This is a genomic window from Streptomyces speibonae (genome assembly GCF_984686075.1).
The window spans coordinates 4,286,497-4,305,482 of record NZ_OZ480260.1; the positions used below are offsets into that span (position 1 = coordinate 4,286,497).

Below are 18,986 nucleotides of genomic sequence, written 5' to 3' on the forward strand. Positions count from 1 at the left end.
GGCCGCGCCTCAGAACTCGTAGTCGGCGATCACCCAGGTGGCGAACTCGCGCCACAGCGCGACGCCCGCCTGGTGCTCCGGGTGCTCCACGTACCGGCGCAGCGCGTCCGCGTCGTCGAACGCCGAGTTGATGGCGAAGTCGTAGGCGATGGGACGGTCGCTGATGTTCCAGGCGCACTCCCAGAAGCGGATCTCCGGGACCTTGTCCTCGAGCGCGCGGAAGGCCTCCACGCCCCGCACGACCGCCGGGTCGTCGCGCTCGACGCCCTCGTTCAGCCGGAACAGCACCAGGTGCCGGATCATCACTTACCTCCGTTGGCGAGCCAGGTCATGAAGTCGCCGATGGCCTTCGCCGCGTCCGAGATGCCCTCGAACCCGACCGTGACGTAGTCACCGGCCTTCTCCGGGTCCGTGATGATCAAATACAGCACGAAGACCACGACGACGTAGACAGCGACCTTCTTCGCGTTCACCGCCATCGCGGCCCTCCCCTGTCCCAGTTGTGCGCTGCCGTCGCGCGCGTGAGCGGGCCCATGATCGCACGAAGGGCCCCGTCCGACGACGAGGCCCTTCACAAGCGGTAGCGGAGGGATTTGAACCCTCGGTGACTTGCGCCACACTCGCTTTCGAGGCGAGCTCCTTCGGCCGCTCGGACACGCTACCGAGGGAGACCTTACAGCACGGTGGCGCGTGGTTCGAAATCAGTATTCAGCGTCCGCGGAAGAAGTCCGTCAGCTGCCGGGAGCACTCCTGGGCGAGCACTCCCCCGATCACTTCGGGCCGGTGGTTGAGGCGCCGGTCGCGGACCAGGTCCCACAGGGAGCCGACCGCGCCGGCCTTCTCGTCCCGGGCGCCGTAGACGAGCCGGTCCAGCCGGGACTGCTGGATGGCGCCCGCGCACATCGTGCACGGCTCCAGCGTCACCACCAGGGTGCAGCCGGCCAGCCGCCACTCCCCGAGCCGTGCGGCGGCCCGCCGCACGGCGAGGACCTCCGCGTGTGCCGTGGGGTCGCCGGCGGCCTCGCGCTCGTTGTGGGCGGCGGCCAGCACGGTGCTGCCGTCCGCGGCCAGCACGACGGCGCCGACGGGCACGTCCCCGCCCCGGACGGCCCGTGCGGCCTCGTCCAGGGCGAGGCGCATCGCCGCCCGCCAGCGGTCGCGTACCGGGTCCGGGGGCCCGGACGCGGCGGTGGTGGAGGACGGCACGGTCAGCGGACGGTCTCCAGGACCTCCGAGGCGCCCAGGGACTCGGCGATCTCGTTGACGGCGTCCCCGGTCATCGAACGCAGTTCCTTCTCGCTCACGCCCAGGTCCTCCAGGACCTGCGCGTCACCGACCGGTCCGTGCGGCACGGCGTCGGCGGAGCCGGCCGACGCGGCGCCGTCGTCGGCGTCCTCGTCGTCCGGTTCGCCGTCCTCGGTGCCGTCGAGGTCGAGGGCGTCCAGGTCCGTGCCGTCGTCCCCGGGCTCACGGCCGAGCAGTTCGTCGGTGAGGAGGATCTCGCCGTAGCTGCTGCGGGCGGCCGCGGCGGCGTCGGAGACGTAGACCCGGGGGTCCTCCTCGCCGTCCACCCGGACGACGCCGAACCAGCCGTCCTCCTGCTCGATCAGCACGAGCACCGTGTCCTCGTCGGGAGAGGCTTCCCGGGCCAGGTCGGCCAGATCCGACAGGGTTTCCACATCGTCGAGCTCCGTGTCGCTCGCTTCCCACCCGTCTTCGGTGCGCGCGAGCAGTGCGGCGAAGTACACCGTGACTCTCCCACTGGTCATAGGCGTGCCGGTTGGGAATCCCCCCGGCGGAGGTGTGCGGACGAGGTCGGTGTGCCGAGCCCCGTCCATGGGGAATCGTGGCAGAAACAAGGCCGTCGGGGGATGCCTTCCGCTGCCTGTGTCCGCCAGTTTCGATCGCAGTTCGCCGTGTGCGCCCCCGAAGGGCTCACCGGCGGGCCGATTGCCGCCACGTGCGGATCGTACGCGGCGCCGCCCGCCGCGCCCGTGCGGCACTCGTGCGGCACTCGGGCGGCGTGGCCGGGCGGACCCGGGTGGTGACGTCTACCAGCGGAAGGTGCGCATGCGCATCGCGTGCCGCAGCCGGGCGGCCTTGGCGCGGCGCGGCTGGACCCGCTCGCGCAGTGCGCGGGCCTCGGCGAGTTCGCGCAGGAACCGGGCGCGGCGCCGTCGTCGCTCGGCCTCCGGCTCGGCCGCGGCACCGGCCGCGGGGCCGGTCCCGTTCGCGGCCGGGCCGGGTGTCTCGCGCAGCGACGGATCGTCCCGCTCTTCCTGCTCAGGCATCGGTTCATCACCCCAGTCCGTCCCTCCCACTTTCCCCCGGACGGGTGGTTTGACGCCAGCGAACGGGTGGCGGGGACCCCGAGCGCTTGCCGTGCGCGCGGATGCCGGGGTCCCGGGGCCCGGCTCCTGGCGCCGGGGCCGGGGAGCCCGGCTACTGTTGACGGCATGCGTCTCCACGTCGTCGACCACCCCCTGGTCGCCCACAAGCTCACCACGCTGCGCGATGAGCGCACCGACTCCGCGACCTTCCGCCGTCTCGCCGACGAGCTGGTCACCCTGCTCGCCTACGAGGCCACGCGCGACGTGCGCACCGAGCAGGTCGACATCCGGACCCCGGTCGAGCGGACCACGGGCGTCAAGCTCTCCCACCCTCGTCCGCTGGTGGTGCCGATCCTGCGGGCCGGTCTCGGCATGCTGGACGGCATGGTCCGGCTGCTGCCGACCGCCGAGGTGGGCTTCCTCGGCATGATCCGCAACGAGGAGACGCTGCAGGCCTCGACGTACGCCACGCGGATGCCGGAGGACCTCTCCGGGCGTCAGGTCTACGTCCTGGACCCGATGCTCGCCACCGGCGGCACGCTGGTGGCGGCGATCCAGGAGCTGATCAAGCGCGGCGCGGACGACGTGACCGCCGTGGTGCTGCTGGCCGCGCCCGAGGGCGTCGAGGTCATGGAGCGGGAGCTGGCCGGAACGCCGGTGACGGTCGTGACGGCGTCGGTCGACGAGCGGCTCAACGAGCACGGCTACATCGTGCCGGGCCTCGGCGACGCGGGGGACCGGATGTACGGGGCGGCCGAGTAGTTCCTCGCGCTGGGCGCCCGGCAGCGGTTCTGCCGCGCGTTCAGCAGTTCTTCTTCTTCGAGGCGGGCGTCGGATCCGGGTGGGCCAGTGCGGTCAGCGCCCGGTCGGCGTCCGCCTTCTTCGCCAGCTCCCGGAACCCGTCGCCGATGATGAGGTCGAGCTCGCCGCCCTTGCGGGCGGGGTCGGTGCGGCGTTCGGCGCCGGGGAGCTGGGTACCGAGCACCGGCAGCGCCGTGTCGAGGGCGGAGGACGGGCCGAGCAGTACGCCGGTGCCCTTGACCTTCTTGTCGTACTCCTCGGGCGCGTTGGCGACATCGCCGATCTTGAAGCCGCGCTTCTTCAGCTCGTCGGCCGTCTTCTGGGCCAGCCCGCTGCGGGTGGTGGCGTTGAGGACGTTGACCGTGATCGTGCCGGGCACGGGGAGTGCCTTGGGGGCCGCCGCGGGGGTCGCGTCGGTGGCGCACGCGGCCTTGGTGCCCGCCGCGGACGCGGAGTCGCCGCCGCCGGTGAACACGTCGATGAGCTGCAGGGTGCCCCAGCCGCCGGCGCCGAGGACGACGACGGAGGCGACGGTCAGCGCGATGATCCTCCCGCGCCGGCGGGGCCGGCGCATTCGCGGGTACCTGTCGCCGGTGATCCGGTACTGGCCGCCCATGCCGGGTGGAGTGAGCATGCTCATGAGCGCAGCGTAGTGCGCCCGGGCGTCCGTGCCTACCAGATGATCATTCGACTGGGTGCAGTCCGCCCCGAAAGGGCCAAACCGGCCGCGGAAGGGCTTCCGAACGGGCGCCGGGGCAGGCGGAACGGGTCCTGAACGGGTATGGGGCGGACCGGCTCCGCGGGTGCCCCGGTCTGCGGCCCGCGGCCCTCAGTCCAGCTCGAGCACGCGCGCGTGCAAAACCTGGCGCTGCTGGAGGGCCGCCCGCACGGCGCGGTGCAGTCCGTCCTCCAGGTAGAGATCGCCCTGCCACTTCACGACGTGCGCGAAGAGGTCGCCGTAGAAGGTCGAGTCCTCGGCGAGCAGGGTCTCGAGATCGAGCTGCTGCTTGGTCGTCACGAGCTGATCGAGGCGAACCGGGCGTGGCGCGACGTCCGCCCACTGCCGGGTGCTTTCCCGGCCGTGGTCGGGGTACGGCCGGCCGTTTCCGATGCGCTTGAAGATCACACGGAAAGCCTACCGGTCAAGACGTTCCGGGCGCAGCCATGGCGACGCAGTGCGACGCCGGAAAAGGTGTGTGAAACCGGGTGGAAAGGGTCTTCACCGGCGCGGCGTGTCCGCCGCACGGCGACGCCCGCGAGGTGTTCCGGGCCCGATCGCGTGCGTGCGGTGACCGATTCCCCCGAAAGGGTTCGGGCTACGCGCCGGGCTTCTTCGCCGCCTTGGCCGCCTTGGCCGCGGCCTTCAGCTCCTGCTTGTGCGCCCGCACCTTGGCCAGCGACTCCGGCCCGGTGATGTCGGCGACGGAGCGGAACGCCTCGTCCTCGCCGTAGGCGCCCGCGGCCTCCCGCCAGCCGGCGGGCCGGACACCGAGCTGCTTGCCGAGCAGAGCGAGGAAGATCTGCGCCTTCTGCTTGCCGAACCCCGGCAGGTCCTGCAACCGCTTCAGCAGCTCCTTGCCGTCGTCCACGCCCCGCCAGACGGCCTCGGCGTCGCCGTCGTAGTGCTCGACCAGGTACTGGCACAGCTGCTGGATGCGGCCCGCCATGGAGCCCGGGTAGCGGTGCACGGCGGGCTTCTCGGAGAGCAGCGCCGCGAAGGCGTCGGGTTCGTACGCGGCGATCTCGTGCGCGTCCAGATCGTCCGCGCCGAGCCGCTCGGCGATCGTCGCCGGGCCCTTGAACGCCCACTCCATCGGGATCTGCTGGTCCAGCAGCATCCCGGTCAGCGCGGCGAGCGGGCTGCGGCCCAGCAGGGCGTCGGCGTCGGGGTCCTGGGCGAGGTGAAGAGTGACGTCCATGCCCCGATGATCGCGCGTCCGGGCCCGGGCCGCCCGTCGCGGGCCGGCGGGTCTGCCGACAGCGGCCGAGGAGGGTCCGCGGCACGTTGTCCCGCTGCCACTCGTAGCCGCGCTGACGTGGCCAGTCGTAGCTCACGCTCCACCACAGGCCTCCAGCGAGGCGACCCGAGGGCGGGCTCCCCCGACGCCGACACCTCGGCCGGGTAGGGCCCGATCACCTCGCGCCAGGCGTTGGCCACGTGGGAGGAGGGGTGCTCCTCGGCCGTCGGCGGGCCGGACGGCATCGGGCCGATGTGGAACAGGGCACGGGCCGGGACCGCGCCTTCCACGTGCGGCCCGGCGGGGCGTCGGCGCCGGGGCCCCGGGAGGTGAAGAAGGGCGTCCTTGCCCCGGGGGAGCGTGTCCGGGCTCAGGCCGCGCGCCAGTACCCCAGCGCGTGCAGCCGCTGCTTGGGCACGCCGAGTTCCTTGCGTACGAACGCCGAGAGCGCCCGGGTGGTCGTGGTGTCGCAGGCGATCCACACGTACGGGTCGGGGCCGGCCCGCAGCGCCTTTGGCAGTTCGGCCCGCACCCGGTCGACGAGCTCCGCGCCCGCCCGCTGCCGGGGCACCTCGCGCACCTCGTGCCGGCCGGGTTCGGCGCGGCAGGGCAGTCCGTCGAGGGTGCCCTCGAACCAGATCGTCGCCGGTGCGGAGCCCAGGGTGCCGAGCAGGGAGTTGATGGCCGGGAGGGAGGCCGGGTCGCCGACCACGAGGACGTGGGAGGGCGCGGGGTCGGGGTTCTCGAAGCCGGTGCCCTGCACGGTCGCCTCGATGGTGTCCCCGGGCTTCGCCGCCCGCGCCCAGTCGCTGGCGCACCCCTCGTGCAGCGCGAACTCCAGGCTGAACGTGCCGGCGGCGGTGTCCGGGTCGACCAGGGTGTAGGCGCGCTGATGCGGCTTGCCCGCGTTGTCGAACCACAGCCGCACCCACATGGTGGGATGGACACCGGTCGCCGTCAGCAGCCCGCCGTCGGTGAAGTGCACCCGCCGGTAGCCGGCGGTGACGTCCTCGCTGTCCGTCACGGTGAACGTGAAGTCCTTGGCGCGCAGCAACTTGAGGACCGCGCCCTCCCAACCCCGCCCCTGACCCATCGCCTCTTCACCCTTCGCGTACGATTCCGCCACGGTTTACTTAGGGAAGCCTAACCTAAAGTGAAATGAGGGCACAGTGACCGGCGAGATCTTCCGGGACCCCTGGGGCATCCCGCATCTGCGTGCCGACGGCGTGAACGAACTCGCGCGCGTCCAGGGCCGGGTCACCGCCCTCGACCGGGCCTGGCAGCTCGAGGTCGAACGCCATCGCGCGCAGGGCACCTCGGCCTCCTTCCTGGGCCCCGACGCCCTCCCCTGGGACCGCTTCGTCCGCCGCGCCCGCCTGCCCGACACGGCCCGCCGCTGCTACGCCGAGCTGGAACGGCGCGACCCGGAGACGGCGGAGTGGATCCGGGCGTACGTGACCGGGGTCAACGAGGGCCTGGCGTCCCTCCGGCCCGGGACCCGCGCGGCCGGGGAGACGGTCACGCGGACCGGGGCGGGCGCGTCCGTCGGAGGGCCGGCCGGGCTTGCGGGGGAGGCCGGGTCACGGGCGGGTGAGGGCGACCCGGCCGCTGAGGCGGCGGACGGTGCCGGTCGTGGGCCGGCGTCCGCGGGGGACGCGGGTTCCGCGGGGAGTGGTACCGGGTGGGGCCCGGCGTCCGCAGGGGAGGCGGGGGCGCAGGGTCCCGACGTTGGTCAGGGAGGCGGACGCGGGTCCTCGCCCGCCGGGGGTGGCGGTCTCCGGGGTGACGCGGGGTCTGCCGGGCCGGCGGTCGGCGGGGAGGCGGGGGCGCCGGGGGCCGCCGGTGGTTCGGGAGGCGGGCGGGGGGCCTCGCCCGCCGGGGAGGCCGGGGTGCCGGCCGCTGGGCGGGGTGGCGGTCTCCGGGGTGAGGCGGGGGTGCGGTCCGGTGCGGGGGCGCAGGGGGCCGCTGGTGGTCCGGGGGTCTCGCCCGCCGGGGAGGCCAGGGTGCGGGGTGGTGGTCCCGCGGGTGACGCGGGGTCTGCCGGGCCGGGGAGCCTGGGCGGTTCCGCCGACGGCACGGGTGCCGCGTCCGAGTTCGTGCGGGCCGGGGTCGTACCCGGGCGGTGGGAGGTGTGGACGCCGTTCGCCGTGTGGCTGGCCACGCACATCCTCTTCGCCGGGTTTCCCGCCAAGCTCTGGCGCGAGCACGTCCGTACGCACCTCGGCCCCGACGCCGTCGGCCTGTTCGCCGCCGACGGCCCGGGCACCTCCGGCAGCAACGGCTGGCTGGTCGCCGGGGAGCGCACGGTCACCGGACAGGCCGTGATCGCCGGCGACCCGCACCGCTTCATCGAGGACCCGGGCGTCTACCAGCAGATCCGCCTGTCCTGCCCGGAGTTCGACGTCGTCGGCCTCGCCGTGCCCGGCATCCCCGGTGTCGCCCACTTCGGGCACACCGGCACGGTCGCCTGGGCCATCACCAACGCCATGGCCGACTACCAGGACCTCTACCGCGAACGGCTGCGCCGCACCGGTGCCGGTGTGGAGGCGCTCGGCCCGGACGGGACATGGCGGCGGGCCGCCCGGCACACCGAGACCGTCGAGGTGGCGGGCGAGGACCCGGTCGAGGTGGAGGTCATCGAGACCGACCGGGGCCCCGTCGTCATCGGCGGCCCCGAGGGCCTGGACGACGGTGTCCCCGAGCCCGGCGAACCCCCGCTCGCCGTCGCCCTCCGCTACCCGCCCCGGATCACCGGCGACCTCGGCTTCGGCGCCCTGCTGCCGCTGCTGCGGGCCCGCAGCACCGCCGACGTCGACCGGGCCGTTGACCTGTGGGCCGAACCCGTCAACGTCGTCCTCGCCGCCGACACCGACGGCGGCACCCTGCACCGGGTGGCCGGCCGGGTCCCCCTCCGCGCGGAGGCCAACGGGACCCGCCTGGTCCCCGCGTGGGAACCGGGTCACGAGTGGCGGGGCTGGCACGCGCCCCCGCGCGACGGACTCACCGACGGTGTCGCCGTGATGGCGAACCAGCGCGGCCCCTCCGCCCCCCTCGGCGTCGAGTTCGCCCCGCCGCACCGCGCCGACCGCATCGCCACCCTGCTGGCGCAGCGGACGCGCTGGTCCGCCGCCGACATGTCCGCCATCCACATGGACACCCACCTCGCCTCCGCCGCTCCCCTCCTGGACCACCTGGCCGCCCTCGCCCCCGGGACCCTCACCGAGCCCGCCGCCGCCCTGCGCGACCGCCTGCTGCGCTGGAACCGGCACATGGACGCCGACAGCGCCGACGCGGCCGCCTTCGCCGCCGTCCGCAGCGCGCTCGTACGCCGGCTCGCGGCGGACCCCGCCTTCGCGGCGACGGCCGCGCCACCCCCGTACCCCGAGGTGTTCCGGCCCTGGCTCGCGCTCGTCCCGCGCGTCGGCCACGCCCTCGAACACCTCCTCACCGCCGACGAGCTGTACGGCATCGACCGCCCGGCCGCCGTCCGCGCCGCGCTCGAGGAAGTCGCCGCCCGGCCGCCCGCCGGCACCTGGGGCGACACCCACCGACTCGCCCCCTGGCGGGCCCTGCCACCGCAGACGCCGCAGGAGGAACCCGGCCTGTCCGGCGACCACGACTGCGTGCTGTGCACCTCCCCCGTGCCCGGCCTCACCGACCGCGCCGCGCGCGGCCCGGCCGCCCGCTACGTCTGGGACCTGGCCCGGCGCGAGGACAGCCGCTGGGTGGTGCCGCTCGGCGCCTGCGGCGTGCCCGGCTCACCCCACCACCGCGACCAGCAGGCCCTCTGGCTCGCCGGCGACCTGGCCCCGGTCCTCACCGACTGGGCGCGGCTGACGAAGGAGACCGATGTCTGACCCGTACGCCTCCCGCACCGCCGTCCACGAACAGGAGGTCGACGGCTTCGGCTCCGTACGCATTGTGCGGCTGGACCCCGCCGCCGACGCGCCCCTGCTGCACCGCTGGGTGAGCGAGGAACGCGCCGCCTTCTGGGGCATGAACGGCCTCTGTGAGCAGCGGGTCGCCGAGATCTACGCCCACATGGACACCCTCGACACCCACCACGCGTATCTCGTCCTCAAGGACGGCACCCCGGCCGCGCTGCTCCAGACGTATGAACCGCACGCCGACCGCGTCGGCGAGGTCTACCCCGTCGAACCCGGCGACATCGGCGTCCACCTGCTCCTCGCCCCCGCCGCTCCGGAGGGCGCCCGTTCCGGCTGGACGGGCGGGCTGGTCGCCGCGATCGCCACGTACATCCTGGTGGTGCTGGACCGCGGGCGGGTGGTGGTCGACCCGGACGTGGCCAACGAGAAGGCGATCGCCCGCTTCCTGAAGCAGGGCTTCACCGCCGGTCCCGCGGTCGTCCTCCCGGAGGTCGACCTGCCCGACGTGCACCTCCCGGAGAAGAAGGCGCAACTCGCCTTCCTCACCCGCGAGGTAGCCTTCCGCGAGTGACCCCCGACGACCTCGTCGCCCACTACGGTCTGGAGCCGCTGCCCCGCGAGGGCGGGCGGTTCCGGCAGACCTGGGCAGGTCCCGAACGCCCCGACGGCCGGCCCGAGGGCACCGCCATCGTCGCCCTGCTCACCGACGCGCCCGGCGACCATTCCGCCCTGCACCGGCTGCCCACGGACGAGATCTGGCACTTCTACCTCGGCGACCCGCTCCAGATGCTCCTCCTCGCCCCCGACGGCACCTCCCGCACCCCCGTCCTCGGCCCGGACGTCCTCGCCGGCCAGCACGTCCAGCTCACCGTCCCCGCCGGCACCTGGATGGGCGCGCGGGTGGCGGCGGGCGGCTCCTGGACGTTCTTCGGCTGCACGATGGCGCCCGGGTTCACCTTCGACGGCTACGACCACGGCGACGCGGCGGAACTGACGGCTCGCCATCCCGACCGGGCGGCGCTCATCGCGGAGCTGTGCCGCCCGTGAGCGGCGGGGGACTGCTCCGGGGCCAGGTCGCCCTCGTCACCGGCGCGGGCGGCGGCATCGGCCGGGGCATCGCGCTGCGGTTCGCCGAGGAGGGCGCGGCCGTCGCGCTGCACTGCCGCACCTCGGTGGCGCCCGCGCGGGAGACGGCCGAACGCATCCGGGAGGCGGGCGGCACGGCCGTCGTGCTCCGCGCGGACCTCACCGACGAGGACGCCTGCCACCGCGTGGTGGCCGACGCGGCCGAGTGGGGCGGCGGCCGGCTGACCGCGCTGGTCAACAACGCCGGCATCCAGCCCGTCCGGCCGCTCGCCGGGATGACCGCGGCCGAGTGGCGCACGGTCGTGGACACCGACCTCACCGGCGTCTTCGCCTGCACCCAGGCGGCGGCACGGCACATGCGCGACCAGGACGGCGGCGGCTCCGTCACCCACATCGCCTCCGTCGAGGCCCGCAGCCCGGCACCCGGGCACGCCCACTACAGCGCCGCCAAGGCGGCCGTGGTGATGCACGCCCGCGCGGCGGCCGCGGAGTACGGGCCGTGGGGCGTGCGCGTCAACACCGTCTCGCCCGGCCTGATCGAACGGGAGGGCCTCGACGAGGCCTGGCCGGAGGGCGTACGCCGCTGGCGGGAGGCGTCCGCCCTGGGCCGCCTCGGCCGCGCGGAGGACGTCGGTGACGCGTGCGTGTTCCTGGCCTCGGGCCTCGCATCCTGGATCACGGGCCACGACCTCCTCGTGGACGGCGGCGCGTCCACCAACCCGACCTGGTGACCACGCGGGGCCGCCCCTCGGCCGTGGGCGGGCGCGCGGACCTCGACCGTCGGGGGCCCGCGTGGTGCCGCACCCACGGAGGCCGGGCGCCCGGGGGTGCCGGGGGCGTGGGAGGGCCGGCCGGGCAGTGGCCCGTCCGGGAGTGCTGCGCGCCGAGCGGGCGTGGCCGTCTGTGCCGGGGGCGTGGGAGGGCCGGCCGGGCAGTGGCCCGTCCGGGAGTGCTGCGCGCCGAGCGGGCGTGGCCGTCTGTGCCGGGGGCGTGGGAGGGCCGGCCGGGCAGTGGCCCGTCCGGGAGTGCTGCGCGCTGAGCGGGCGTGGCCGTCTGTGCCGGGGGCGCCCGGGCGGGCGTGGGGCCGGTCGGGCACCGGTCGCTCCTGGGAGATGTGTGGTGTTCGTGCTGCCGGGTGGTGCGCGCCGGGAGGGCGGGGCCGCCCCTCGCCGTGGGCGGCCGGGGCACCTCCGGCTGTCTGTCTGCCGTCCGCGTCCCGGATGGGCGGACGCGGCGTGCCGGGCGGCGGGTCGCGGCGGACGCCGGTCGGCCGGTCGTCGGCCTGGCGGGAGCGGGCTCGATCGGTGTGCACCCGTGCAAGGGGGGCCGGGCGGCCCGGTACGCGGCCGCGCCGGGAGCGGGTTCCGGCCCGTCGGTGACCTGACCGTCCCCCGGGCGTGGATCTCCCTCCCCTCGGCAAGCTCCCGCCGACTCCGCCCCGGGCGCCGGTGAGCAGTACGGCCCCGCCATCCGTACGTAACCCGTAGCCGGATGGCCGGGAGGCGGGTACGACGTGGAGCGACGGCGGAGCGAGGCGGCGGGCGATGGCGGACCGAGAGGGGCCGCAGCCCGCTGCGGAACCCGGCGACTTCAAGGGCTGGTGCTGCTGGGCACCGTGCTGGTCCTGCTCCTCCTCGGCAGCGCCGCCCCCGCAAGCGCCCACGCCGCCCTCCGGGACAGCGACCCCAAGGACAACAGCGTCGTCGAGTCCGCCCCGCGAGACATCACCCTGACCTTCACCGAGTCCGTCGGCCTGCTCGACGACTCCTTCCGCGTCTACAGCCCCGACAACCGCCGCGTCGACCTGGGCGAGCCGCAGCACGCGGACGGCGCCTCCGACACCGCCCGCGCCGCCCTGCCCCGCGGCCTCGAGGACGGCACCTACACGGTGGCCTGGCGGGTGATATCCGCCGACAGCCACCCCGTCTCCGGAGCCTTCACCTTCTCCATCGGTGCGCCCTCCCCCCACCCGCCCGCCGCGCCCGCGGACCACGCCGAGCACCCCGTCACCAAGAGCCTCTACGACACCGGCCGCTACCTCGCGTACATCGCCGCCGCCCTCCTCATCGGCGCCGCGGCCTTCGCCGGGCTGTGCCGTCCACCGGACACCGCCCCACTGCGGCCGGCGCTGCTCACCGGCTGGTGGACCCTCGTCACGGCCACGTCCGCGCTGCTCGTCCTGCGCGCCCCCTACGAGAAGGGCACGGCACCCGCCACCGCCCTCGACCTCGCCGCGTTCTCCGACGCCCTCACCGGCCGCCCGGGCCTGGCCCTGCTGACCCGGCTCGCCCTGCTCCTGCTGACCGCGGCGGTCCTCGTGCCGCTCGTCCGCCGCCGGGGCCCCCGCACCCGCCTGGCGACCGGCGCCGCCGTGTCCGTCGCGCTCGCCCTCACCTGGGCCGCCGCCGAGCACGCCTCCGCCGGGATCCAGGTCCCGCTGGCGATGACGTCGTCCGTCCTCCACCTGCTGGCGATGGCCTGCTGGCTCGGCGGCCTGACCGCACTCCTCCTCACCCTGTACCGCGCGAAGACCCCGCCCCCGCCCGCCACCATCACCCGCTTCTCCCGCCTGGCCTTCCTCTCCGTCACCGTCCTCGTGGTGACCGGCGTCTACCAGTCCTGGCGCGGCCTGGGCTCCTGGGCCGCCCTCACGGACACCGCGTACGGCCGGACCCTGACGGCCAAACTCGCCGCGACCGTCTTCCTGCTGCTGGCGGCGGGCCTGTCGCGCCGCTGGACCGCGCTGCTCGTGCGCCGGGCGGCGGCACACACCCCGGCGACGTCGGAGGCACGGGTGCCCGAACTGGTGGGCGCGTCCGGTACGGCCACCCCCGGGCGGGGACCGGGAGAAACGGGGACGGACGCGCCCGGCACACCGCCGGAGCCGCCCGCACCGACCGCCGATCACTACCGCCGTGCCCTGCGCCGCTCCGTGCTGGCCGAGGTGCTCGTCGGTGTCGTCGTCCTGCTGATCACCTCGGTGCTCACCGGCACCCTTCCCGCCCGCGCGGAGGCGGAGGCCGCCGAGGCGCCCCGGCCGCAGGTGGCCGGGCTGCCCGGGGCGGAGGCGTTCACCGTCCCCTACGACGTCGGCACGCCCGGCGGCAAGGGCACGGTGCAGATCACGATGGACCCGGGCCGGGTCGGCGAGAACGGACTCCAGGCCGTCGTCTTCGGCCCCAAGGGCGCCCTGACCTTCGTCCCGGAGGTCAGGATCTCCTTCACCCTCGCCGCCAAGGACATCGGCCCGATCGACGCGAAGGTGACCGACCGCGGCGGCTACTGGGCCACCAGCGACCTCAACCTCCCCCTCGCGGGCACGTGGACGATGAAGCTGACGATCCGGGTCTCCGAACTGGACCAGATCACCGAGACCCGGCAGGTGCGGATCACCCGCTGATCGCCCTCAGTCGCGTGGCAGCAACATCAACTGCACTGATCAACAAGCTCAGTTGGTGAATTCACCGGCAACTCTTCTACAACCTTCCGTGACGGGCGCATGTCTGGCTAACGCAGGGGTGTTCGGGGCGTCCATGAAGAGGGGCTCAGCAACATGACCATGCGTACCTTCGTCCGGCGGGTGGGGCGGCGGGCCGAGCGGAAGACGGCCGAGAGACTGTGGCGGCTGCGCACCCTGCGGCGCCGTCGCAGAGCCGCGGCCGCGGACCCGGCGTTCCGCCCGGTGACGGTCCGCGGCCAGGCGCTGTACGGGCGGGTCGTGACCCGGTTCGGCGCGGCGGAGGCAGCCGCGTCCCACCTCGGTCTGGTGGTCGCCGCACTCGAGCGGGAGGGCATCCCGTACTTCCTGGTGCCGGCCTCGCGCATCCGTCACACCGTCGGTGTGAACGCCGTCGACCGGGACCGTCTCCTCGCCGCCCTGGAGACGCTGCACGCGGGACGGCCGGTGTTCATCGGCAGACCGCTGCCCGGCGTCGGTGCCCCGCACCCGCGGCCGACTTCTTCTGCCTCAACGACGTGGACACCGCCCCGGCGGACAGGGCGCGGGCGCGGACCGCCCTGCACGCCTTCCTGGAACGCAAGTACCCCTTCCCCAGCCGCTTCGAATGCGCCCGGCGCCCGGCCCGCCGCCCGGCCGTCCCCCTCACCACGACGCCGCCCCACCGGCCGGCCCGGCTCCGCGAGTGACCCACGGCCTCACCGTGCGGCGGCGCGGTCGCGGGGCCCTGGGATCCGTGCTCTGCTGGAAGCAGTCGCAGGAGTACGCGCCGATGCGCCACACCCGGATCCCCACCGTCGCTTCCGCCCCGCGGCCGCCAGCGCCGACCGGAGCGGGCGGGGCGCTGCTCCCGGCCCGCCGGCTCGCCGCCGCCTGGCTGCTGATCGTCCTGATCACGGTGCCCGCCTGGGTACTGACGATCGGACAGGCCCGGGACATGGGGGTCGGACCCGGCACGATGGGCACGGCCCTGCCGCTGTTCCTGCTGCTGTGGGTGACGATGATGGCGGCCATGATGCTGCCGTCCATGGCGCCGGTGGCCGTCACCTGGGTCCGCGCGATCGGCCGACGGTCCTCCGGCTGGACGCGGACCGCGCGCACCACCGAGTTCGTGGGCGGCTACCTGCTGGTGTGGACCGCCTTCGGCCTGCTCGCCTACGCGGCCCTGGCCGTCACCGGCGGCCTGGTGGAGGACCACCCCACCGCCGGGCGCTGGATCGCAGCGGCCGCCTTCCTGCTCGCGGGCCTGTACCAGCTCGGCCCCCTGAAGAACGTCTGCCTGCGGCACTGCCGCGACCCCATGGGCCACCTGGTGCGCTACGCCGGGTTCCGCCGGCCCGCCCGCGACCTCCGGGTGGGCCTGCACCACGGCGCCTACTGCGTGGGCTGCTGCGCGGGGCTGATGCTCGTCCTGGTGCCCCTCGGCGTGATGAACGTGGCGGCGATGGCGGCGCTGGCCGTGGTGATCTTCGTGGAGAAGCTGTGGTCCCGCGGCCCGCTGCTGGCCAGGGCGGTGGGCATCGCCTTCCTGGTCCTGGCCGCGCTGGCCCCGACCCAGGACTGGCTGCTGCCAGGACTCCAGGCAACGATGCCGATGACGAACGACATGTGAGAGTGGGCCTCACCCGGAGAGTGGGCCTCACCCGTCATTCATCGGGCCCGCTCCACTCGAACGGGAAGTGCTTGCTCGACTTCCCCGAGCGTTCCCAGGAGAAGCCGAACGCCTCGGCACGGTCGGTCGTGGCCCGGCCCCAGGTGGCGACCTGGCCCGGCCCGACCTCGGCACCCGGGGCGTTGAGCACCTGGACGCGGGCGCCCTCCGGCGTCGTCGGACCGCCGAGCGCCTCGGCGACGGCCGTGACCCGGCCGGGAACCTCGGCCCGCCAGGCGCCGAGGTCCTCGTCGATCTCGACGTGCACGGGTGCGACGTCCATGCCGCGCATCTCCGGGTGGAACATCTCCCCGAACCGCGCCGGCCACCCCCCGGCCTCCCCGCCGAAAATGGCCCCGAGCGCGGCCCGCTGCCGCTCGTCGGCCCGCTCGTCGAGGAACACCGCGGCGTACGGATCGGTGTGGGTCCCCTCCCAGGGGTTGCCGGTGAAGGAACCGATCATCAGGACGTTCAGCCCGTCGAGCCGCACATCCCCGAAGCTCCCTTCGCGCACGTGCCAGACCAGCACACCCTCGCAGTCGCCGTAGGTCGGAGGCTGGGCGAACGTACAGGGGCACGGTATGGCGCACTTGCACACGTCGAACCAGTCGCCGGTGAGATGCCAGCGGGTATCGGTGCCGACGTGCTCGGTGGTGACGTGCTCGGTGGTGACGTGATCGCTCATCTCGCTTCCCTCCCGCCGAGCCGGAACGGCTCACTCGGAGTGGCAAGACCGCGCGCCCACGAGCCCGCGCCCGACACGACGAGACGGCCTCCCTTCCAGCTTGCACCCCGCTTCCCACAGAGGGAACCCACCCCGCCCCGGGCTTCTGCGTCCCCTCACACCCCGCGCCAGGCGCCGAGCCGGTCGGCGCCCACCACGCCGATCTCCGCTGCGCCCCCATGGCCGAGACACCCTGGCGGAGGTTACGAGACCGCTGGCTTCCGGGCTACTCGTCCCGGAGGCGGATGGCCATCACGGTGCCGTCGGCGCGGATCGACACCGCGTTCCACTGCTTCGACGTGCTGTCCTGCGGCCACTGCCCTCGCAGGGTGTGAACCTGTCGGAGATCCCGCGAGAGGGTCGGAACCGGGTCAGGTGCGCGAGGAATCCCCTCCGCGGAGCGCTTGCTCCGCGATGGCGGCGATGACGGGTTTCTGGTGGTCGTTGGTGCCCGGCATTTGGGCGGCGTGGTGGGGCGAAGCGGTGTTCATCTGACCGAGCAGGCCGGCTCGGTCAGCGGGGCGGGCTCAGGGGCCCGCCTGGCCTTGCGGCGGGGAGACCTCGCCGTAGAGGGTCGCCAGGTTGATCAGTCGGATGTCCGGGTCGGCCGCTGCTGCGGCGTGCGCCTTGTCGTTGAATCCGGCTCCGCTGAAGCAGAAGAGCCGGGTGTTGGTGGTGTCGTAGCGGCCCGCCAGGGTGACGAGGTCGCGGATGTGCCGGAGACGTTCGATGTGGGAAGCGCCCATGGTGTCGTTCCATTTGGCCTCTCCGATGGCCAGGAGCGGAGGCTTGGCGCCATCCGTGATTCCGATGACCGCCACATCGACCTCGTGACCGGTGCGGGCCTTGGGGTCGTGGACGACACCATGTCCGACGCGGGCGGGCAGACCGCCCAGGAGCTCGGGGTCGGCGTGATGCAGCGCCCAGTCGCGGCAGATCTGTTCGAAGTGGGGCCCGAGGACATTGCTTACGAAGCGTCGACGGCTGGCCTGCCAGACCCGAGTCGCACTGCCGGGGCGTTCGAGCTGGTCCCAGACCGGTCGCATGAGCGCATGGTAGAAGCCGATCAGCGGTTCGGCGGCCACCGTCGACGCCTACGACGAGGATGAGCAGCGCACCGGCTTCTTCACGATGATCGAGGAGAGCCTTGCCGTGCCGTTCACCACGACTGTTCTCGGCGTCGAGGTGAGCGTGGTCGGTGTCGATCTGGCCGAGGACGGGGGCGTGGTCGCACGTTGCGCCCGGGACACGGTCCGACAGGACATCGGAATTCTGGACCTGCCGCTGCCGGAACCTGCCCCCGAGGGCTGGCAATGGATCGAGGCATACCGCTCCTGGGCTCGCTGAACTGGCGCGTCGTACAACTGCCCGGCTGATCCCCTGCTCGACCTGACAGTCGCCGCGATTGCCGCTGACCGGACCGACAGCGGAGGAAAGGCAGCACGCAGCGCGCATACCGCAGTATGCTTGCGGTATGGCTGACACCACACGCATCACGGTGACACTCCCCACCGAGCAGGTGGCAGAGCTCAAGAAGATCACGGACAACATCTCCGGCTACGTGGCCGAAGCGGTCGCCAGGCAGATCCGGCACCAGCTCCTGGGGGCCGACCTGCGTAGCCACACAGACGACCACGGGGCCTTCAGCGAGGAAGAGCTGGCCGAGGCGCGGGCGCGGATCTTCGGTACGACGCAGGCCGCCGGTGGCGCGAGCGCCGCGTGAGCGGGCACATCGAGACCGTCGTCCTGGACAGTGAGGGGCTGTCGGCCTGGGTGGCGCAGGACCGGAAGGTTCTGGCGATGTTCCAGGTGTTCCACGACATGGGAGCGGACCTTGTCGTCAGCGCCAACACCATCGTGGAGGTGAGTCACGCCAGGGTGAACCTGCCCCGACTGCAATGGGCGCTCTCCCGGGTCAAGGTGGAGCCGGTCACGGAGGCGGCGGCCAAGGCGGCGGCACAACTGCTCAAGGGCGCCGGTTTGCACGGACACAAGTACGCGATCGACGCAACCGTCGCGGAAGCGGCTTTGCGTCAGCCTGGCCCGGTCGCCATCCTCACGTCGGATGTCGATGACCTGACCCGGCTGTGCGGCAGCAAGGTCCGGATGATCGGGCTGTAACCGCGACATCGCCCCGGGGCCATGGGCAGATCCGCGTGGATTCGCAGAAATCAGAGTCGCCGCAGGTCAGCCCGCGATGGGTGCATGAGGCATCGACGGACGCGGGGGCATGACCGCGTTCGGTGTCAAAGCTCCTCAGGGTCTGCGTCGGTCGCCCTGGAGGGACTGAGCGTGCGCCTTTCCTGCTTGAGGATGTGTCCTAAATGTCGCCTATAAATGCAACCGAAACTGCAATCAGGGCATGCCGAAGAGCCGGATCGCAATGAGCGGTCCGGCTCTTCGTTTCGCCTGTTCAGGCGGCTGCGGAGGATACGAGATTCGAACTCGTGAGGGGTTGCCCCCAACACGCTTTCCAAGCGTGCGCCCTAGGCCTCTAGGCGAATCCTCCGCCGGAAACATTACATGACCGAGAGGAGTGCTCGCGAACTCGTTCCGGGGCCGGGACATGGGGTAGCCTCTGCGTAGCCCCTCACGCGGCGCTATCTGACTGAACTCCCCCAGGGCCGGAAGGCAGCAAGGGTAGGTTGGCTCTGGCGGGTGCGTGGGGGGCGCTTGTGTGTGCGGTGGGACAGGGCGGCGCGGGCGGCGGCGTAGGCGTCGATGGGGTCGGACTTGCCGATGCGGCGGCGTTCGGCCCGGTCGGGCCGGTTGACCTCGATCACACGGTGCCCGCAGGAGCGGGCGGCGCGGGTGAAGCCCGCCCCGTAGGAGGCGGTTCCTTCCACGCCGATGGCGACGACGTGGCCGTGGGCGGTGAGGAAGGCCAGAGCTGCGGCGTATCCGGCCGCGGTGGTGGCGAACTCGGCGTCCGCGAGATGGCCGCCGTTGTCGCTGATGACCGCGATATGGATGGTGTCGGCATGGGAGTCGACCCCGCCGAGCACGTCCTGGTCCGCTGTGTCCTGGGCCGCCGCTGATGTCATGCTGAGGGTGCCTTCCTAGCCGGAGGTGAGGCGCCGGCCGGGTGGCGC

General features: G+C 73.5%; 22 protein-coding genes, 2 tRNA genes, 1 other RNA gene and 1 pseudogene. 12 read left to right on the forward strand and 14 right to left on the reverse strand.

Translation table 11 applies throughout. From position 1 onward, the window contains the following. Positions 1–9: 9 nt before the first annotated feature. The 6 genes from AC5L3C_RS19365 to AC5L3C_RS19390 form a co-directional block, all read right to left on the reverse strand. A complete protein-coding gene (locus AC5L3C_RS19365) occupies positions 10–303 on the reverse strand; it encodes a Dabb family protein (protein WP_493650073.1) in 294 nt (97 codons plus the stop codon). After that, positions 303–479, reverse strand: coding sequence for a hypothetical protein (locus AC5L3C_RS19370; RefSeq protein ID WP_125505470.1), 177 nt, complete (start codon positions 477–479; stop codon positions 303–305). The genes AC5L3C_RS19365 and AC5L3C_RS19370 overlap by 1 nt, the downstream gene beginning before the upstream one ends. Positions 480–578: 99 nt before the next feature. Then, a tRNA-Ser gene (locus tag AC5L3C_RS19375) sits at positions 579–663 on the reverse strand. 45 nt (positions 664–708) lie between these two features. After that, a complete protein-coding gene (gene tadA / locus AC5L3C_RS19380; protein ID WP_493653938.1) occupies positions 709–1,140 on the reverse strand; it encodes a tRNA adenosine(34) deaminase TadA in 432 nt (143 codons plus the stop codon). 68 nt (positions 1,141–1,208) lie between these two features. Further along, a complete protein-coding gene (locus tag AC5L3C_RS19385; protein WP_125510253.1) occupies positions 1,209–1,748 on the reverse strand; it encodes a tRNA adenosine deaminase-associated protein in 540 nt (179 codons plus the stop codon). 303 nt (positions 1,749–2,051) lie between these two features. Then, positions 2,052–2,291, reverse strand: a complete 240-nt coding sequence (locus AC5L3C_RS19390; RefSeq protein ID WP_125505471.1) for a hypothetical protein — start codon at positions 2,289–2,291, stop codon at positions 2,052–2,054. A gap of 165 nt (positions 2,292–2,456) precedes the next feature. On the opposite strand from AC5L3C_RS19390, the gene upp reads away from it, so the two are divergent. Then, positions 2,457–3,092: a uracil phosphoribosyltransferase gene (upp, locus tag AC5L3C_RS19395; RefSeq protein ID WP_125505472.1), complete on the forward strand. Its 636-nt coding sequence runs from the start codon at positions 2,457–2,459 to the stop codon at positions 3,090–3,092. Between the two features lie 40 nt (positions 3,093–3,132). Here upp and AC5L3C_RS19400 read toward each other — a convergent pair whose 3' ends face one another. From AC5L3C_RS19400 to AC5L3C_RS19415, 4 genes are all read right to left on the reverse strand, one after another. After that, positions 3,133–3,747 carry a LytR C-terminal domain-containing protein gene (locus tag AC5L3C_RS19400; RefSeq protein ID WP_493653940.1) on the reverse strand — a complete coding sequence of 205 codons (615 nt, stop codon included), beginning with the start codon at positions 3,745–3,747 and terminating at the stop codon, positions 3,133–3,135. A 213-nt stretch (positions 3,748–3,960) separates the two neighbouring features. Continuing rightward, positions 3,961–4,257, reverse strand: a complete 297-nt coding sequence (locus AC5L3C_RS19405; RefSeq protein WP_004943146.1) for a type II toxin-antitoxin system VapB family antitoxin — start codon at positions 4,255–4,257, stop codon at positions 3,961–3,963. A gap of 190 nt (positions 4,258–4,447) precedes the next feature. Beyond that, entirely contained in the window at positions 4,448–5,050 is a 603-nt protein-coding gene (locus AC5L3C_RS19410; RefSeq protein ID WP_493650074.1) for an HhH-GPD-type base excision DNA repair protein, read from the reverse strand. A gap of 409 nt (positions 5,051–5,459) precedes the next feature. Next, complete coding sequence (locus tag AC5L3C_RS19415) at positions 5,460–6,182, reverse strand: siderophore-interacting protein (protein WP_493650075.1); 723 nt, start codon at positions 6,180–6,182, stop codon at positions 5,460–5,462. A gap of 76 nt (positions 6,183–6,258) precedes the next feature. Between AC5L3C_RS19415 and AC5L3C_RS19420 the strand changes: the two genes are divergently transcribed. The 7 genes from AC5L3C_RS19420 (at position 6,259) to AC5L3C_RS19450 (ending at position 15,131) form a co-directional block, all read left to right on the forward strand. Further along, positions 6,259–8,946 carry a penicillin acylase family protein gene (locus AC5L3C_RS19420; RefSeq protein ID WP_493650076.1) on the forward strand — a complete coding sequence of 896 codons (2,688 nt, stop codon included), beginning with the start codon at positions 6,259–6,261 and terminating at the stop codon, positions 8,944–8,946. Then, positions 8,939–9,547, forward strand: a complete 609-nt coding sequence (locus AC5L3C_RS19425; RefSeq protein ID WP_493650077.1) for a GNAT family N-acetyltransferase — start codon at positions 8,939–8,941, stop codon at positions 9,545–9,547. The genes AC5L3C_RS19420 and AC5L3C_RS19425 overlap by 8 nt, the downstream gene beginning before the upstream one ends. Further along, positions 9,544–10,023, forward strand: coding sequence for a cupin domain-containing protein (locus tag AC5L3C_RS19430; protein ID WP_493650078.1), 480 nt, complete (start codon positions 9,544–9,546; stop codon positions 10,021–10,023). The genes AC5L3C_RS19425 and AC5L3C_RS19430 overlap by 4 nt, the downstream gene beginning before the upstream one ends. After that, positions 10,020–10,793 (forward strand): SDR family NAD(P)-dependent oxidoreductase, encoded by a 774-nt coding sequence (locus tag AC5L3C_RS19435; protein WP_493650079.1) that lies wholly within the window; start codon positions 10,020–10,022, stop codon positions 10,791–10,793. Before AC5L3C_RS19430 ends, AC5L3C_RS19435 begins: the two co-directional genes overlap by 4 nt. An 869-nt stretch (positions 10,794–11,662) precedes the next feature. Next, complete coding sequence (locus AC5L3C_RS19440; RefSeq protein ID WP_493650080.1) at positions 11,663–13,462, forward strand: copper resistance CopC/CopD family protein; 1,800 nt, start codon at positions 11,663–11,665, stop codon at positions 13,460–13,462. A 218-nt stretch (positions 13,463–13,680) separates the two neighbouring features. Continuing rightward, complete coding sequence (locus AC5L3C_RS19445; RefSeq protein WP_493650081.1) at positions 13,681–14,208, forward strand: hypothetical protein; 528 nt, start codon at positions 13,681–13,683, stop codon at positions 14,206–14,208. Between the two features lie 83 nt (positions 14,209–14,291). After that, positions 14,292–15,131, forward strand: a complete 840-nt coding sequence (locus tag AC5L3C_RS19450) for a DUF2182 domain-containing protein (RefSeq protein ID WP_493650082.1) — start codon at positions 14,292–14,294, stop codon at positions 15,129–15,131. 34 nt (positions 15,132–15,165) lie between these two features. Here the strand turns inward: AC5L3C_RS19450 and AC5L3C_RS19455 are convergent, their stop codons facing one another. Together AC5L3C_RS19455 and AC5L3C_RS19460 are read right to left on the reverse strand one after the other, a co-directional pair. Further along, positions 15,166–15,855 (reverse strand): DUF1326 domain-containing protein, encoded by a 690-nt coding sequence (locus AC5L3C_RS19455; RefSeq protein WP_493650083.1) that lies wholly within the window; start codon positions 15,853–15,855, stop codon positions 15,166–15,168. Between the two features lie 566 nt (positions 15,856–16,421). Continuing rightward, on the reverse strand, positions 16,422–16,940 hold the full coding sequence (locus AC5L3C_RS19460) for a hypothetical protein (RefSeq protein WP_493650084.1): 519 nt from the start codon (positions 16,938–16,940) through the stop codon (positions 16,422–16,424). Between the two features lie 85 nt (positions 16,941–17,025). Here AC5L3C_RS19460 and AC5L3C_RS19465 point away from each other — a divergent pair, with 85 nt between their 5' ends. From AC5L3C_RS19465 to AC5L3C_RS19475, 3 genes are all read left to right on the forward strand, one after another. Then, on the forward strand, positions 17,026–17,241 hold the full coding sequence (locus tag AC5L3C_RS19465; protein WP_493650085.1) for a hypothetical protein: 216 nt from the start codon (positions 17,026–17,028) through the stop codon (positions 17,239–17,241). 127 nt (positions 17,242–17,368) lie between these two features. After that, a complete protein-coding gene (locus AC5L3C_RS19470; protein WP_189696107.1) occupies positions 17,369–17,617 on the forward strand; it encodes a hypothetical protein in 249 nt (82 codons plus the stop codon). After that, positions 17,614–18,015 carry a PIN domain-containing protein gene (locus AC5L3C_RS19475; protein WP_115905919.1) on the forward strand — a complete coding sequence of 134 codons (402 nt, stop codon included), beginning with the start codon at positions 17,614–17,616 and terminating at the stop codon, positions 18,013–18,015. The genes AC5L3C_RS19470 and AC5L3C_RS19475 overlap by 4 nt, the downstream gene beginning before the upstream one ends. 303 nt (positions 18,016–18,318) lie before the next feature. Here AC5L3C_RS19475 and AC5L3C_RS19480 read toward each other — a convergent pair. Continuing rightward, a tRNA-Ser gene (locus AC5L3C_RS19480) sits at positions 18,319–18,403 on the reverse strand. Between the two features lie 72 nt (positions 18,404–18,475). On the opposite strand from AC5L3C_RS19480, the gene ffs reads away from it, so the two are divergent. Continuing rightward, an RNA gene (gene ffs / locus AC5L3C_RS19485) (signal recognition particle sRNA small type) lies at positions 18,476–18,574 on the forward strand. Between the two features lie 40 nt (positions 18,575–18,614). Here ffs and AC5L3C_RS19490 read toward each other — a convergent pair. Continuing rightward, positions 18,615–18,938 (reverse strand): annotated as a pseudogene (locus AC5L3C_RS19490) (IS110 family transposase); the annotation flags it as partial. Positions 18,939–18,986: the final 48 nt, after the last annotated feature.

Coding starts and splice junctions, on each gene's coding strand:
- AC5L3C_RS19425 (WP_493650077.1), top strand. CDS start 8,939: ATGTCTGACCCGTACGCCTCCCGCACCGCCGTCCACGAACAGGAGGTC.
- AC5L3C_RS19410 (WP_493650074.1), bottom strand. CDS start 5,050: ATGGACGTCACTCTTCACCTCGCCCAGGACCCCGACGCCGACGCCCTG.
- AC5L3C_RS19455 (WP_493650083.1), bottom strand. CDS start 15,855: ATGAGCGATCACGTCACCACCGAGCACGTCACCACCGAGCACGTCGGC.
- upp (WP_125505472.1), top strand. CDS start 2,457: ATGCGTCTCCACGTCGTCGACCACCCCCTGGTCGCCCACAAGCTCACC.
- AC5L3C_RS19390 (WP_125505471.1), bottom strand. CDS start 2,291: ATGCCTGAGCAGGAAGAGCGGGACGATCCGTCGCTGCGCGAGACACCC.
- AC5L3C_RS19470 (WP_189696107.1), top strand. CDS start 17,369: ATGGCTGACACCACACGCATCACGGTGACACTCCCCACCGAGCAGGTG.
- AC5L3C_RS19450 (WP_493650082.1), top strand. CDS start 14,292: ATGCGCCACACCCGGATCCCCACCGTCGCTTCCGCCCCGCGGCCGCCA.
- AC5L3C_RS19370 (WP_125505470.1), bottom strand. CDS start 479: ATGGCGGTGAACGCGAAGAAGGTCGCTGTCTACGTCGTCGTGGTCTTC.
- AC5L3C_RS19460 (WP_493650084.1), bottom strand. CDS start 16,940: ATGCGACCGGTCTGGGACCAGCTCGAACGCCCCGGCAGTGCGACTCGG.
- AC5L3C_RS19465 (WP_493650085.1), top strand. CDS start 17,026: ATGATCGAGGAGAGCCTTGCCGTGCCGTTCACCACGACTGTTCTCGGC.
- tadA (WP_493653938.1), bottom strand. CDS start 1,140: ATGCGCCTCGCCCTGGACGAGGCCGCACGGGCCGTCCGGGGCGGGGAC.
- AC5L3C_RS19365 (WP_493650073.1), bottom strand. CDS start 303: ATGATCCGGCACCTGGTGCTGTTCCGGCTGAACGAGGGCGTCGAGCGC.
- AC5L3C_RS19400 (WP_493653940.1), bottom strand. CDS start 3,747: ATGGGCGGCCAGTACCGGATCACCGGCGACAGGTACCCGCGAATGCGC.
- AC5L3C_RS19415 (WP_493650075.1), bottom strand. CDS start 6,182: ATGGGTCAGGGGCGGGGTTGGGAGGGCGCGGTCCTCAAGTTGCTGCGC.